Annotated in this window: 12 protein-coding genes; 9 read left to right on the top strand and 3 right to left on the bottom strand. The window is 33.7% G+C overall.

Annotation, left to right across the window (positions count from 1 at the left end; translation table 11 throughout):
* Positions 1–18: 18 nt before the first annotated feature.
* From mreC to rodA, 3 genes are all read left to right on the top strand, one after another.
* Positions 19–846, top strand: a complete 828-nt coding sequence (mreC, locus tag H7350_RS15120; protein ID WP_204346768.1) for a rod shape-determining protein MreC — start codon at positions 19–21, stop codon at positions 844–846.
* Positions 847–1,341: 495 nt separating this feature from the next.
* Positions 1,342–3,303: a penicillin-binding protein 2 gene (gene mrdA / locus H7350_RS15115; RefSeq protein WP_204346767.1), complete on the top strand. Its 1,962-nt coding sequence runs from the start codon at positions 1,342–1,344 to the stop codon at positions 3,301–3,303.
* 2 nt (positions 3,304–3,305) lie between these two features.
* Complete coding sequence (gene rodA, locus H7350_RS15110) at positions 3,306–4,589, top strand: rod shape-determining protein RodA (protein ID WP_204346766.1); 1,284 nt, start codon at positions 3,306–3,308, stop codon at positions 4,587–4,589.
* Positions 4,590–4,643: 54 nt separating this feature from the next.
* On the opposite strand, the gene H7350_RS15105 is transcribed toward rodA, so the two are convergent.
* A complete protein-coding gene (locus H7350_RS15105; RefSeq protein WP_204346765.1) occupies positions 4,644–7,274 on the bottom strand; it encodes a valine--tRNA ligase in 2,631 nt (876 codons plus the stop codon).
* Positions 7,275–7,459: 185 nt separating this feature from the next.
* On the opposite strand from H7350_RS15105, the gene H7350_RS15100 reads away from it, so the two are divergent.
* The gene (locus tag H7350_RS15100; RefSeq protein ID WP_204346764.1) at positions 7,460–7,885 is read left to right on the top strand and encodes a DUF1573 domain-containing protein; all 426 of its coding nucleotides are present in this window, start codon (positions 7,460–7,462) and stop codon (positions 7,883–7,885) included.
* A gap of 39 nt (positions 7,886–7,924) precedes the next feature.
* Here the strand turns inward: H7350_RS15100 and H7350_RS15095 are convergent, their stop codons facing one another.
* Entirely contained in the window at positions 7,925–9,280 is a 1,356-nt protein-coding gene (locus H7350_RS15095) for an aspartyl protease family protein (RefSeq protein WP_204346763.1), read from the bottom strand.
* Positions 9,281–9,389: 109 nt separating this feature from the next.
* Between H7350_RS15095 and H7350_RS15090 the strand changes: the two genes are divergently transcribed.
* From H7350_RS15090 to H7350_RS15075, 4 genes are all read left to right on the top strand, one after another.
* The gene (locus H7350_RS15090) at positions 9,390–10,580 is read left to right on the top strand and encodes a pyridoxal phosphate-dependent aminotransferase (RefSeq protein WP_204346762.1); all 1,191 of its coding nucleotides are present in this window, start codon (positions 9,390–9,392) and stop codon (positions 10,578–10,580) included.
* On the top strand, positions 10,580–11,593 hold the full coding sequence (murB, locus tag H7350_RS15085) for a UDP-N-acetylmuramate dehydrogenase (protein ID WP_204346761.1): 1,014 nt from the start codon (positions 10,580–10,582) through the stop codon (positions 11,591–11,593). The genes H7350_RS15090 and murB overlap by 1 nt, the downstream gene beginning before the upstream one ends.
* A gap of 243 nt (positions 11,594–11,836) precedes the next feature.
* Positions 11,837–12,376 (top strand): RNA polymerase sigma factor, encoded by a 540-nt coding sequence (locus tag H7350_RS15080; RefSeq protein WP_204346760.1) that lies wholly within the window; start codon positions 11,837–11,839, stop codon positions 12,374–12,376.
* 2 nt (positions 12,377–12,378) lie between these two features.
* A complete protein-coding gene (locus H7350_RS15075) occupies positions 12,379–13,173 on the top strand; it encodes an anti-sigma factor (protein WP_204346759.1) in 795 nt (264 codons plus the stop codon).
* 68 nt (positions 13,174–13,241) lie between these two features.
* Here H7350_RS15075 and aqpZ read toward each other — a convergent pair whose 3' ends face one another.
* The gene (aqpZ, locus tag H7350_RS15070; RefSeq protein WP_204346758.1) at positions 13,242–13,928 is read right to left on the bottom strand and encodes an aquaporin Z; all 687 of its coding nucleotides are present in this window, start codon (positions 13,926–13,928) and stop codon (positions 13,242–13,244) included.
* A 234-nt stretch (positions 13,929–14,162) separates the two neighbouring features.
* Between aqpZ and H7350_RS15065 the strand changes: the two genes are divergently transcribed.
* Positions 14,163–14,366: a membrane or secreted protein gene (locus H7350_RS15065; RefSeq protein WP_204346757.1), complete on the top strand. Its 204-nt coding sequence runs from the start codon at positions 14,163–14,165 to the stop codon at positions 14,364–14,366.
* Position 14,367: the final 1 nt, after the last annotated feature.

Genomic DNA, 14,367 nt, shown 5'->3' with positions numbered 1-14,367 from the left:
AATTCAGAATAGCTTAACATGCAACAAATTATCAACTTTGTCCTTAGAAACAAGACCTCCCTTTTGTTTCTGCTGTTGTTTGTTATTTCATTAGCATTAACTATTCAATCGCATTCTTACCACAAAAGTAAATTCATAAATTCCGCTAATTTTATCACTGGAGGCGTTTATGAAGGTGCCAGCGGCATCTCAGACTATTTCGGTTTAAAAACGCAAAATGAAATTCTAGTTGAAGAGAATAACAGACTTCGCTCACAATTGTTAAATAGCAGTGATTCTACCTCATCAAGTTATGCTTCTGTAGATAGTGTGTCGTATAATGGTCGATATAAAATTCAATCTGCAAAAATTATTAACAATAATTACGCTTCATCTAAAAATTACCTTACAATAAACAAAGGAGAAAAAGTTGGCATCAAAGAAGATATGGGAGTAATCACTTCAAAGGGCATTGTAGGTATCATAGATAATACGTCTAATGGTTATGCGCGCATTCTTTCTATATTGAATACTAAAAGCCGAATAAACGCACAATTAAAATCTTCTAATCATATTGGATCTTTAATTTGGAACGGTAAATCGTCGCAAAAAGTACAGCTAAACGATATTTCAAAATTCGCACCTGTTAAAGAAGGTGACACTATTGTAACAGGTGGACAATCTTCTATTTTCCCACAAGGCATTCCAATTGGTGTAATTGATGAATTTGTATTAGATGTAAGTGGTGACACCTATACCGTTGAAATTAATTTATTTAACGATATGACTAACCTTTCACATGTATATGTGATTGAAAATTTAGATGCAGAAGAAATTAAACGTCTCGAAAACCCAATCGATGAATAGCCTCACACTTCATAGCATCTTTAGGTTTTTTCTACTAATCTTAGTACAAGTACTGATCTGTAATCACATCAATTTTGCAGGCTCTGTAAATCCGTATCCATACGTTTTATTTATACTATTGTTCCCTGTAAATAACAACAGAACACTTTTTATTTTTTTAAGTTTTATGCTAGGGCTATTTGTAGATATATTTTCAGATTCTGGAGGTGTTCATGCAGCCGCATGCGTTACCATAGCATTTGTAAGACCAACAGTATTAAAATTTGCCTTCGGAATGATGTATGAACATCAAAGTATAAAGTTTAGTAATACTGAATTTGGCAACAGGGTTATCTATTTTTCAATACTTATTTTCATTCATCATTTTATTATGTTTACGATGGAAATTTTTAACATTTCGAACATAATTTTAATCCTTCAGAAAACGTTATTTTCAAGTATTTTTACTATTATACTCTGTGTATTAATATCGATACTTTTTAGTAACAAACAACAATGAGAAAACTTCTACTTTTATTTACGGTCATTACAGTAGGATTCTTATTTATTGCACGACTGTTTTATCTACAAGTCTACAATAAAGAGGCATATAGCCTTTTTGAAGATAGCGCTATAAGACCTGTTTATGACTATCCAAAACGCGGTTATGTGTATGACCGCAACGGTAAATTACTGGTCGCTAACCAGCCGTCTTACGATGTCATGGTAATTCCGAGGGAAGTAGAACCTCTTGATGATGAACAGTTGAATGAGTTTTGTAAACTTCTAAAAATCTCTAGTGAAGATTACTATAAGAAATTTGAAAGAGCTAAAAATTATTCTCCTAGAATTCCTTCTGTATTTGTTCCACAGCTATCTAAGAAAGATTATGCTGTACTTCAAGAAAAAATGAGAAAGTTTGACGGATTTTATATTCAAAAACGATCATTACGAGATTATCAAACTTCAATAGGCGCTAATGTTCTGGGAGATTTAGGAGAAGTTAATCAACGTATTATAAAAAGACAACCTTATTACAAAATGGGTGATCTCATAGGAAAACAAGGTATTGAACTATCCTATGAAGATGTATTACGTGGTGTAAAAGGCATTAAGTTTATCCAAAAAGATAGATTTAATAAAAATATCGGTCCCTATAAAAATGGGCGATTTGATACTTTGCCTCAACCAGGAAAAGATATCAAAATTACAATTGATTCTGAATTACAACAATATGGTGAGTTATTAATGACCAATAAAAGAGGCGGAATCGTTGCAATTGACCCAACAAACGGAGAAATTCTGGCATTAGTCTCTGCTCCTAGTTACAACCCAAATTTATTAGTAGGAAGAGAGCGTTCTAAAAACTTTACCAAACTATACAGAGACAGTATAGCAAAACCATTATTTGACAGAGGCCTACAGGCACAATATCCTCCAGGTTCTCCATTTAAAGTCATCAATGCGCTTATAGGCTTGCAAGAAGGTGTAATTACACCTGAAGAAAAAGTCACTTGTAGAATGGGTTATTACTATGGAAGCCGAAGACTTACCGGATGCCATCATCACAAAAGCCCTGTCGACATGAATGCTGGTATTGCTCAATCCTGTAATGCCTACTTTGTGACAGCATACCGGAAAATAATTGATAAATATCCTGATGCTGGAAACGGCATGAATACCTGGGCAAATCATGCTAAAAGTTTTGGATTAGGTAATTATCTGGGTTACGATTTACCTGTAGGGCAAAAAGGTAGAATTCCTGATGGTGATTATTATGATAGAGCTTATGGTGATAACCGATGGGGTTCAACTTATATCGTATCTAATGCCATAGGTCAAGGTGAAGTTGAAGCAACTCCTATTCAATTAGCTAATATGGCAGCTGCAATAGGAAATAGAGGTTATTATTACACACCTCATATTATCAAAGAAATTGAAGGTGATACCATTCCGAGTAAATACACCACCAGACGCGAAACAACAATAGACAAACGTCATTTTGAACCTGTAATACAGGGCATGTTTGATGTGTATAATAAAGGAACAGCAGCAACACTTCGAATACCAGGTATTGATATCTGCGGAAAAACCGGAACTGCTGAAAATTTCGTTAAAATTGATAGTGTAAAAACGCAATTAACAGATCATTCTATTTTTGTAGCATTTGCACCTAAAGACAACCCGAAAATTGCCATTGCTGTTTTTGTAGAAAACGGGTATTGGGGAAGCCGTTTTGCTGGCCGTATGGCGAGCTTGATGATAGAAAAATACATTAAAGGTGAGATTACTAGAACCGATATGGAACACTGGATTTTAACACATAGTCTAGAAAACGAATATGCTAAACCGTATTCAGGTGAACCCTTTAAAATTAATGGTGAAACTACCTTACAGGTTATAGATAAAGTAAAGCCTCCAAATGATAATGAATCTAACAATTCTATTAATAGCAATGCTAACACACCCAAATTATAATAATGCATAGTAGAGAGCAGCACAGAGGGTTTCGTTTTGATTGGATAACTATTGTTTTATTCTTACTACTTGTGGGCTTTGGATGGCTTAATATCATGTCTGCCTCTCATGAAGGTGACATCGTGAGCTACTTTGACATGAGTCAACTGTATGGAAAGCATGCTATATTTATCGGACTAACCTTTGTCCTAATCATTTTAATTTTATCTGTTGAGGCTAAGTTTTATGAACGCTTTGCCAGTATAATTTACATCGTCTCCATGCTTGCGCTTGTAGGTCTATTTATTTTTGGGAAAGATGTTAATGGAGCACGTTCCTGGTACGGAATTGGAAGCATGACCATACAACCCAGTGAGTTTGCAAAATTTGCTACTGCCTTGGCACTTGCCAAATACATGAGTGATTTGCAAACAGATATGGATACCGTCAAAGACCAGTTAAAAGCAGTTGGTATTATTGTATTACCTGCCATTTTGATACTACTTCAAAATGATGCCGGAAGTACCATTGTATATGCATCGTTTTTCTTTGTGTTTTATCGCGAGGGACTTCAGCAAGTCTATTTAATTATTGCAATTTCGGCAATTGTTTTAGCGGTATTAGCTCTTAAATTTGGAATTCTCATTACAGCTATTGCTGCAGCTATCGTAGTGTCTGGTATTTATTTTTTCCGAAGAAAAAAACGCGCTTCAATCCTTCAGTCTATTTTAATATTATTGGTTTGCATATCATTTTCGGCAGGTGTTCGTATGTTTTATGATCATGTGCTAAAACCACATCAGCAAAATAGAATTAGTTTATGGCTACGCTTAGAAAAAGACCCTATAAAGCTTGAGAAAATGAAGAAAGAAGAAGCCTATAACCTCATCCAGTCTGAACAAGCTATTAGCTCAGGTGGATGGACAGGCAAAGGTTTTATGCAAGGGACGAGAACAACAGGAAAATTTGTACCAGAACAAGAGACAGATTATATTTTTAGTACTGTTGGTGAAGAATGGGGATTTTTAGGAAGCAGCTTGGTTGTACTTCTGTTTATGGGATTAATTATTAGGGTTCTCTTTTTGGCCGAATCGCAAAAATCACAGTTCAGTCGGGTGTATGGCTATGGTGTTGCCTCTATTTTATTTATCCACTTTACTATAAACACAGGTATGGTGATGGGACTCATTCCGACAGTAGGTATACCGTTGCCTTTTTTTAGCTATGGTGGCTCCGGACTTTGGGGCTTTACAATACTGCTATTTATTTTTATAAAGTTAGATAGTAATAAAATCAATGAATGGTAATAAAAAAAGACCACTTAAATATGGTCTTTCTTAAAAATAAATGTTGCTATTTGTTTATTTCAAACTGGCTAAACTAGACTTTAACGTCTCAATTTTAGCTAAGGCGTCTGCTTCTTTTTTCTTTTCAGAAGCTACAACTTGCTCTGGAGCTCCAGCTACAAAACGTTCGTTAGACAATTTCTTTTGAACCGATTTCAGAAAACCTTCTGTATAAGTCAACTCGTCGGTAAGCTTCTTTATTTCAGCATCTACATCAATACTTCCTTCCATAGGAATAAAATACTCGTTAGATTTAACCCTAAAAGTCAAAGCTCCTTCTACAGGTTCATTGACATAATTAAAACTCTCTAAATTACCTAGTTTAGAAATTACCTCATCAAAAGTTGACGCTACATGTTCATTGTTTACTACTGAAAAACCAATAGCATCTTTGAAAGCAATATTCTTTTGTTTTCTGATATTTCTAACACCTGAAATTACTTCAGAGGCAAAATCAAATTCTGCGATCAATTCTGTTTTAACCGGTTTAGCTTCTGGCCATTTAGCAATAATTAATGCCTCTTCGGGTGAACGGTCGCTTATTCTTTGCCAGATATCTTCGGTAATAAACGGCATAAACGGGTGTACAATTTTTAAATTTTCTTCAAAAATAGACATCACCTTTTTATAGGTTTTAGAATCTATTGGTTGTTGATATGCTGGCTTGACCATTTCTAACATCCAACCACAAAAATCATCATAAATTAATTTATAAATCACCATCAAAGCATCACTTAAACGATACTTACTAAAATGATCTTCTATCTCTACTAATGCTGCTTGAAATTTAGACTCATACCAGTCTAAAGCTATTTTGCTAGAATTAGGTTGTTCTATATCTTCAACCTCCCAAAGGGTCGTTAAATAAAAAGCGCTCCATATTTTATTTGCTAAACCTCTTCCTTGTTGACACAGTGCTTCATCAAACATCAAATCATTTCCAGCAGCCGAACTTAATAAGAGTCCAACGCGAACCCCATCTGCGCCATAATCTTCTATCAATTTTAGAGCGTCAGGAGAGTTACCCAAAGATTTAGACATTTTTCGTCGTTGCTTATCTCTTACTAAACCTGTGAGATAAACATTTTCAAAAGGTCTCTGGTCTTTATACTCGTAACCTGCAATAATCATTCTCGCTACCCAGAAAAATAAAATATCTGGTCCTGTTACCAAATCATTTGTTGGGTAGTAATATTTAATATCTTCATTTTCAGGATTACGAATACCGTCAAAAACACTCATTGGCCATAACCACGAGCTAAACCAAGTGTCTAAAGCATCAGTATCTTTAGTTAAATCTTCAGCAGTTAAACCTGAATTACCTGTTTTTTCTTTTGCTAAATCAAGTGCTTCATTAATGGTTTCTGCAACAACAAAATCTTCTTTTCCATCACCATAAAAATATGCTGGAATTTGTTGTCCCCATAACAATTGACGTGAGATATTCCAGTCACGAATATTCTCCATCCAATGTCTGTAGGTATTTTCAAATTTCTTAGGAAAGAGCTTTACATCTCCAGTATTTAAAACGGCATCAATAGCAGGTTGAGCTAATTCTTCCATTTTCAAAAACCACTGATCACTTAAACGTGGTTCTATGACAGCTTTAGTACGTTCTGACGTTCCTACTTTATTGATATGGTTCTCCGTTTTTACCAATAGGCCTGCAGCTTCTAATTCTTTAGCTATGGCTTTTCTAACAGCAAAACGATCTTGTCCTTCGTAATGCATTCCGTAGCTATTAAGGGAAGCATCAGCATTAAAAATATCTACAATTTCTAAATTGTGTTTATCACCTAAAACTTTATCATTTTCATCATGAGCTGGTGTAACTTTTAGACAACCAGTACCGAATTCGATATCGACATAGTCATCTTCAATTATAGGGATTACTCTGCCACAAATAGGAACAATAGCCTTTTTACCTTTTAAATGTTTAAAACGGTCATCTGTTGGATTAATACAAATTGCTGTATCGCCAAAAATAGTTTCTGGTCGCGTTGTCGCAATAGTTAATTTTTCATCACTACCTTCAACCTGATACTCTAAGTAGTACAGCAGTCCTTGTTTTTCAACATGAATAACTTCTTCATCAGACAATGTGGTCTTAGCCTCAGGATCCCAGTTAACCATACGATAACCTCTATAAATAAGACCTTTGTTGTACAAATCAACAAAAACCTTAATTACGGCTTCACTCATATCATCATCCATTGTAAATTTAGTACGATCCCAATCACAGGAACATCCTAATTTTTTCAACTGTTCTAAAATGACGCCTCCGTATTCTTCTGTCCATTCCCAGGCATGCTTCAAAAACTCTTCACGAGTTAAATCGTTTTTATCAATACCTTGCGCTTTCAATTTTGCTACAACTTTCGCCTCTGTAGCAATAGATGCATGGTCTGTTCCTGGAACCCAACAGGCGTTTTTTCCTTGTAATCTGGCACGACGAATTAATACATCTTGAATGGTATTATTAAGCATATGCCCCATATGTAACACTCCTGTCACATTTGGTGGTGGAATTACTATGGTATAAGGTTCTCTTTCATCTGGTGTTGAATGGAAGTAATTATGCGTCATCCAGTAGTCGTACCATTTATTTTCTATGGTTTGAGCTGAATATTTTGATGGGATGTCCATGCTTTGGTATTGTTTTTGCTTTATGACTGACAAAAGTACTTATATTTCTTTTTTTGCGAAATGATTAAAAGAAATAATGACGACTAATTTATAATTAATGTTAATTATATGGTCATACAGCTAATTTATTTTGCAGAATCGTAAAAAGTAAGTAGTTTTGATAGTATCAATTTAAAATTAAAATGATGAAAAATTTAGTAGTAATTTTATGTGTAGCATTCTTAAGTATTGGAGCTTATGCCCAGGAAAAAGTAGCGAAAATTGAATTTAAAACAGATGTTATTGATTACGGAACCATTGAAAAAGGTGCAGATGGTGTTAGAGTATTTGAATTTACAAATACAGGAAACGCTCCTCTTATCATATCTAACGTTAAGTCTACTTGCGGATGTACAGTTCCAAAAAAACCTAAAGGGCCTATTCTACCTGGTGAAACTGGAGAAATTGAAGTAAAGTATGACACTAATAGAGTTAATCCTATTAGAAAAACCATTACTGTAACATCAAATGCAGATACACCAACTGTAGCACTTAAAATTAAAGGTTTAGTAATTGACCCAAGTAAAACAAGTGTTTTAGAAAAGAAAGATAAAAGCGTTATGGAGCAATAATAACTCTAGCGTAATTGACTTATACAAAGAACTCTCTATTTAATTAGGGAGTTCTTTTTGTTTAAACACATCTTCAAGCCTAAACTCAAAGGGTAAGACTTCTCCGTCTCTTTCAATTTTCATCCGAATGAGTTTGCCTATGTCGTTTTTAAAATATTCCATAATTCGCTGCAGTTTGAGTTCATGGGATTTCTTTCCGTTGATAGATATAATTTCATCACCAATTTTTAATCCGGCTTTTTCTGCAGGAGAACCTTTGCGCAACTCTACTATAGAATATGCAGGTTTTAAGGTATACTTATAGTAAGTACTCAATTCAATTTTTGTTTCATTGTCATTGGTATTTCCATAACCAACTCGGCCTCTATCCTCTTTTTCTTTAACAACTCGCGATCCGGTTTGTTCTAAAACTATTCCACTTCTATTGTAATAAAAAGGTGTTCTAAAATTACTATTCTTCTTTAGGGTTATTTTAGCATTCTTATAATCTACAATAAGATTAAATCGTTTTAAAATTTCTCCAGAAACGCTGCCATTTCTGCCTTTAATTCGTCTTGCTGTACTAATCGATGATGAGTCTGGAAAAGCTACATTAACATCTTCCAACTCAAAACTTTTTAATTTAAACAGTTTCACTTTAGAGCGTTTTCCGTAGACATTTCCACTCAAACCTTTACCAATAAAATCATCAAAATACATATTATTTAAAGGCTCTAAACCAAGTGACTCATCTTCAAAAAGCCAGAGAGCATCACTACTACCAGTATCAATTAACAGTTTAATTGGCAACAACAATGAGTCTACTTTTACCGCAGTTTCTATGTAAGGTTTATTGTTATAAAGTGTAAGGTTAAATACTTCACATTTTTTACATTTCTTATAAACGTATTTTTCGGGTTTATAGAGTCTGATAAATTTGTTTATATAATTAATTTCAATCACGAAATTTTTAAAAAGGTCATAACCAATGATACCGTGAACATTGATGCCAAGTCGATTAGTGAAATTTATAGAATTGTCAAAAACCACAAAAATATCCTGATTGATATTGATGGCATTTCCTATTTTGAAAAAATTATTTCTGGATCTCAATGCTTCAATCGGCTCTCCACCTTCGCCTAAACCTCTCAGGAAAATGGTCTCTACATTTTTTATTTGAAGCGAATCAGTATTGGTTATATTAAATAAAATAGGCTTACTAACTCCTGAATCTAGAATAAATGATAACTCTACGCCGTTGATTTCAATAGGAACAACAATGAGATTATTAATAAGTTGAAATCTGATTTTATCGTTATTATGTCTTGGCAAGTTGAAGTCTCCTTGTCCATATAACGGAAAGAAACAAACTACAGTTAGCAGGATAACAATGAGTATTTTTTTGGATAAAACCATAAGCATTAGTAACAAGTTACGAATCTTTGCTCTATGTTAAGTTTTTAACACTAACTTTTAAATAAAATTTAAGATAATTTTCAGAACTTTACACTCTAAACTTTCAAACATGCCAACAATTTCTAAGAAAGGAGCTTCTATGCCAGAATCTCCAATACGTAAACTGGTTCCTTATGCTGAAAAGGCTTACAAACAAGGAAAAACGGTTTACCATTTAAATATAGGTCAGCCCGACATCAAAACACCTCAAATAGCCTTAGAAGCTGTTAAGATTCACTCTTTAGATATTTTAGCATATACACGTTCAGAAGGTTCTGAAGGTTACAGAGAAAAAATTGCAAATTATTATGCTAAAAATGATATTCATGTAAAACACGATGATATTATAGTAACTACTGGTGGTAGCGAAGCCTTATTGTTTGCCTTCGGAACTATTATGGATACTGACGATGAAGTTATCATTCCTGAACCTTTTTATGCCAATTATAACGGATTCTCTACGGCTTCTGGCGTTAAGGTTGTTCCTGTAATCTCTAAAATTGAAGATAATTTTGCTTTACCTCCAATTGAAGAATTTGAAAAATTAATTACTCCAAAAACTAAAGCTATTCTCATATGTAACCCAGGAAATCCTACTGGTTACCTCTATTCTAAAGAAGAAATTAAGCAACTTGCTGCCATTGTAAAAAAACATGATTTATTCTTAATCGCAGACGAAGTATACCGTGAATTTGCCTATGATGGTGCAACACACTATTCCATTCTTCAAGAAGAAGGTTTAGAGGACTACGCTATTATAATTGACTCGGTATCAAAACGCTACAGCATGTGTGGCGCAAGAATTGGATGTTTAGTATCTAAAAATAAAACCATTATACAAACAGCTTTAAAGTTTGCTCAAGCGCGGTTGAGTCCACCTACCTTAGCCCAAATTGCAAGTGAAGCTGCCTTAGAAACACCGCAAAGTTATTTTGATGATGTAATTGAAGAATATGTTGAGCGTAGAAATGTCCTTATTGAAGAACTTAATAAAATAGAAGGCGTGCAAGTAGCTAATCCTAATGGTGCGTTTTACTGTATTGCACAACTTCCTATTAAAAACTCAGACGCATTTGCTCAATGGTTACTAGAATCGTTTGATATTGATGGTGAAACAGTAATGGTTGCACCTGCCGCAGGTTTTTATAGTTCTCCGGGAGTAGGTTTGAACCAAATTCGAATTGCCTATGTCTTAAATACCGACAGTTTAAAAAAGGCAGTTAATATTTTAAAGGAAGCTTTAAAAGTATATAAAGACTAGTGCAAATTCAAAACGACATATCCTTAAAAACTTACAATACTTTTGGTATTGATGTTAGTGCTAAGCATTTTGTATCAGTAAGCTCTGTAGAAGACTTGAAAGCAATTTTTTCTTCAGAAGAATTTCCGCAAAAACTCATACTAGGCGGCGGAAGCAATATGCTATTAACTAAGAACATAGACGCTTTAGTTATACATTTAAACTTAAAAGGTAAGCAAATACTGAATAAAACAGATACCGAAGTTTATGTTGAAAGCCAAGCTGGAGAAAACTGGCATGAGTTTGTGCTTTGGACCTTAGACAAGGATTTTGGAGGATTAGAAAACTTATCACTAATTCCTGGAAATGTTGGTACTAGCCCCATACAAAATATTGGTGCTTATGGTGTCGAATTAAAAGACACTTTTCATTCATGCAAGGCTTTAAATCTCAAAACCTTAGAATTAAAAACCTTTACAAATTCTGAATGTAAGTTTGGCTACCGAAATTCTATTTTTAAACAAGAAGCTAAAGGACACTATATTATTACAAGCGTAGTCTTTAGACTCAGTGTTAAAAATCATGATTTACACACCAATTATGGTGCTATTTCTTCTGAATTGGAACACATGAAGGTCCAGCAACCTACCATTCAGGATGTGTCTAAAGCGGTAATATCCATTCGCCAGAGCAAACTTCCTGATCCAAAAGAGATTGGTAATTCTGGAAGCTTTTTTAAAAACCCCATTATATCCAAAGCTTCATTTCTGAAATTACAAGAAAACTTCCCTGAAATACCATCGTATAAAGTTTCTGACACTGAAGTAAAAGTTCCTGCAGGATGGCTTATAGAACAGGCTGGTTTTAAAGGAAAAACCTTTGGCACTTATGGAGTACATAAAAAACAAGCCTTAGTATTGGTGAATTATGGTGAAGCAAAAGGCACAGAAATTTTAGCACTTTCCCAACTTATTCAAAAAACTATAGCGCGTATTTTTGATATTAATATAGAAGCTGAAGTCAATATAATGTAAAAAAAAGCCTCAAATTAATGAGGCTAATGTTCACTACAGAATAGTTTTTTGAAAATGCTATTAATCAATTTTTCTATCAAGGAAGAAAAAATTCTATTCCACAGAAATTATATGTTATCGGAATAAATTCCGTTTTAGTATTATTTTACTAATTTTACTATCTTAATCTTATATACGTATGAAAGTTATTTTTAGACGTTTTAAAATTCATTTTTTTTTAAATAAATATTTAATTACAAGCTTTTGAGCAATTCTTTAGAACAACAAATCGTCGACTTACTAGCGAAAGGCGACAAAAAAGCATTAAATCTTCTTTATGAAAATTATGCAGACAGTCTCTATGGAGTTATTTTAAAAGTGACTATCAATGAAGAATTAGCTCAAGATGCACTCCAGGAAACTTTTGTCAAAGTTTGGAAAAACGCAAAAAAATACGATGCTAAAAAAGCCAAATTATTTACCTGGCTGTTTCGAATTGCTAAAAATACAGCCATTGATAAACTAAGAAGTTTTAATAATAGATTTGAAAAAGAAGTCCAAATTGACAAATCTAACGTATATATCTTACCGACAGCAAGTTTAAACCAAGATGTTTTGGATTTAAAGGAGCATGTTGCAAGATTGGACGAAAAGTATCAAATAGTCTTGAAAGCATTGTTTTTCGAGGGAATGACCCAACAAGAAGCAAGTGAAGAACTAGACATTCCGTTAGGTACAATTAAGTCCAGATTAAAAATAGGATTACGAGAACTTAAAAAGGTCTATGATCCAGAAATAAATTAAAAATGGAAAAAAAATTACATACTTTTTTTCAATCTGGTTTACTTGACAAGTATATACTAGATGAAACTTCTGCTTCAGAAAGCCTGAAAGTAGAACATTACATTGAGACCTATCCAGAAGTGGAAAGCGAGTATTTAAGGTTACAAGATAACCTTCATATATTAGCTAAAGCTGATGCTGTTGAAGCTCCTAAATTCATTTTAGATCAAATTAAAAATGAATTAGAAGAGGAAGAAACACCTGTGATTACCTTAGAGACATCTAAGCGAAGAACACCTTGGTATAGTATTGCTGCAAGTATTGTAGCGCTATTATTTGCTGGTGGATACTACATGAAAAATGAAGAAAACAAAGCTTTACTTCAAGAAAATCAAGTCGTAGTTGAAGAGATTTTTGACTTAAGAGATGATATTGAGAACAACAATGCAAAACTTGACAATTTAATGCGTCAATTTTTAAAACTCAATAACCCTGAAACAGAAAAGTATGTCTTAAGAGGTAACGAAAGAGCAAAAGAATTAAAAACAGTAGCTTATATTAATGCTGTTGAAAAAACATCTATGATTGATGTGGTCTCTTTACCTCAATTATCTGAAGATCAATTTGTACATGTATGGGCAGAAATGGCAGACCATTTTGTTAGCCTTGGTATTATTGATCCATCTGAAAAAAACATGCAATCTTTACCTTATATGGAAGATGCTTTAGGCATAAGCCTTACAATTGGACCTAAAGAGGACACTAAAAATGCAGATAATGCTGTTGCAGAAATTGCTTTAAAAGGTAAAAACAATTAAGCATCACCTGAATAAAAATAAAAAGCCACTTTTAATAAAAGTGGCTTTTCTTTTTTTATGCATCAAAGTTAGTCTTTATCAAAAAATGCTTTATGAATAAATCCAGCTACAATAGCACCTGCAATTGGAGCTAACCAAAACAACCACAATTGGGCTGTAAACTCACCTCCAGCAAAAAGAGCCTGACTTGTAGAACGCGCAGGATTCACTGAAGTATTAGATATCGGAATACTGATTAAGTGTATTAAAGTTAAAGCCAAACCAATAGCAATTCCGGCAAAACCTTTTGGAGCTTTTGGATATGTACTTCCCAAAATAATAAGTAAGAAAAATATAGTTAAAATAAACTCAGTAATGAGTACAGCCATCATACTATAACCTCCTGGTGATAATTCACCATAACCATTTGCAGCAAAACTTCCAATGTCTACAAAATCAGATTTTCCAGTTAAAATCAAATACAATGCTCCAGCTGCAACACAAGCTCCTATAACTTGAGCAATGATATAACCTATAAGATCCTTGGCAGGAAATTTTCCTCCAGCCCATAGACCAAAAGACACTGCAGGATTAAAATGTGCTCCCGAAACATGACCAACGGCATAAGCCATAGTTAATACTGTTAAACCAAACGCCAAAGAAACACCTACAAAACCGATTCCTAATTCTGGAAAAGCAGCTGCAAAAACCGCACTACCACATCCTCCAAACACAAGCCAAAATGTTCCGAAGAACTCTGCTAATAATTTTTTCATAATGATTAATATTAGTTAGTAAAAAATTTAAATTATTAACTTTTAGACACTTAAACCAATCGATAAGTCACAATTCATTTAAATTAAAGCATATTACTATGATCTTTATTTATCATAAAAGATTCAAAATCTTTACCTTTGCATAAATTAATTACTCTGGAGCATCTTGGGCATTAAACCAATGACATTAATCATAGATGTAACAGCTTTTAAATAAATGATTTCCTAAAGCAAATGAAACTTATTCTTATTACATTATTACTTTTAGGCTTAGCCGTAGCTGGTATAGCTATAAAATTATGGGCAAAAAAAGACGGAGAGTTTGCTGGTACTTGCGCTAGTCAAAACCCAATGCTTAACAAAAATGGCGACGCATGTGGATTTTGTGGAAAGACTCCTGATCAATTTGAAAATTGCAACGAACCGCAACACTCATAAT

The sequence above is a fragment of the Psychroserpens algicola genome (assembly GCF_014526325.1).
Lineage (GTDB): Bacteria > Bacteroidota > Bacteroidia > Flavobacteriales > Flavobacteriaceae > Psychroserpens > Psychroserpens algicola.
Note: the sequence above shows the minus strand (reverse complement) of the source record. Positions and strands in the feature narration are given on the sequence as shown.

Bases quoted from the DNA above. Each gene is read 5' to 3' on its own strand.
- mreC (WP_204346768.1), top strand. From the start codon at position 19: ATGCAACAAATTATCAACTTTGTCCTTAGAAACAAGACCTCCCTTTTG.
- mrdA (WP_204346767.1), top strand. From the start codon at position 1,342: ATGAGAAAACTTCTACTTTTATTTACGGTCATTACAGTAGGATTCTTA.
- rodA (WP_204346766.1), top strand. From the start codon at position 3,306: ATGCATAGTAGAGAGCAGCACAGAGGGTTTCGTTTTGATTGGATAACT.
- H7350_RS15105 (WP_204346765.1), bottom strand. From the start codon at position 7,274: ATGGACATCCCATCAAAATATTCAGCTCAAACCATAGAAAATAAATGG.
- H7350_RS15100 (WP_204346764.1), top strand. From the start codon at position 7,460: ATGAAAAATTTAGTAGTAATTTTATGTGTAGCATTCTTAAGTATTGGA.
- H7350_RS15095 (WP_204346763.1), bottom strand. From the start codon at position 9,280: ATGGTTTTATCCAAAAAAATACTCATTGTTATCCTGCTAACTGTAGTT.
- H7350_RS15090 (WP_204346762.1), top strand. From the start codon at position 9,390: ATGCCAACAATTTCTAAGAAAGGAGCTTCTATGCCAGAATCTCCAATA.
- H7350_RS15075 (WP_204346759.1), top strand. From the start codon at position 12,379: ATGGAAAAAAAATTACATACTTTTTTTCAATCTGGTTTACTTGACAAG.
- aqpZ (WP_204346758.1), bottom strand. From the start codon at position 13,928: ATGAAAAAATTATTAGCAGAGTTCTTCGGAACATTTTGGCTTGTGTTT.
- H7350_RS15065 (WP_204346757.1), top strand. From the start codon at position 14,163: ATGAAACTTATTCTTATTACATTATTACTTTTAGGCTTAGCCGTAGCT.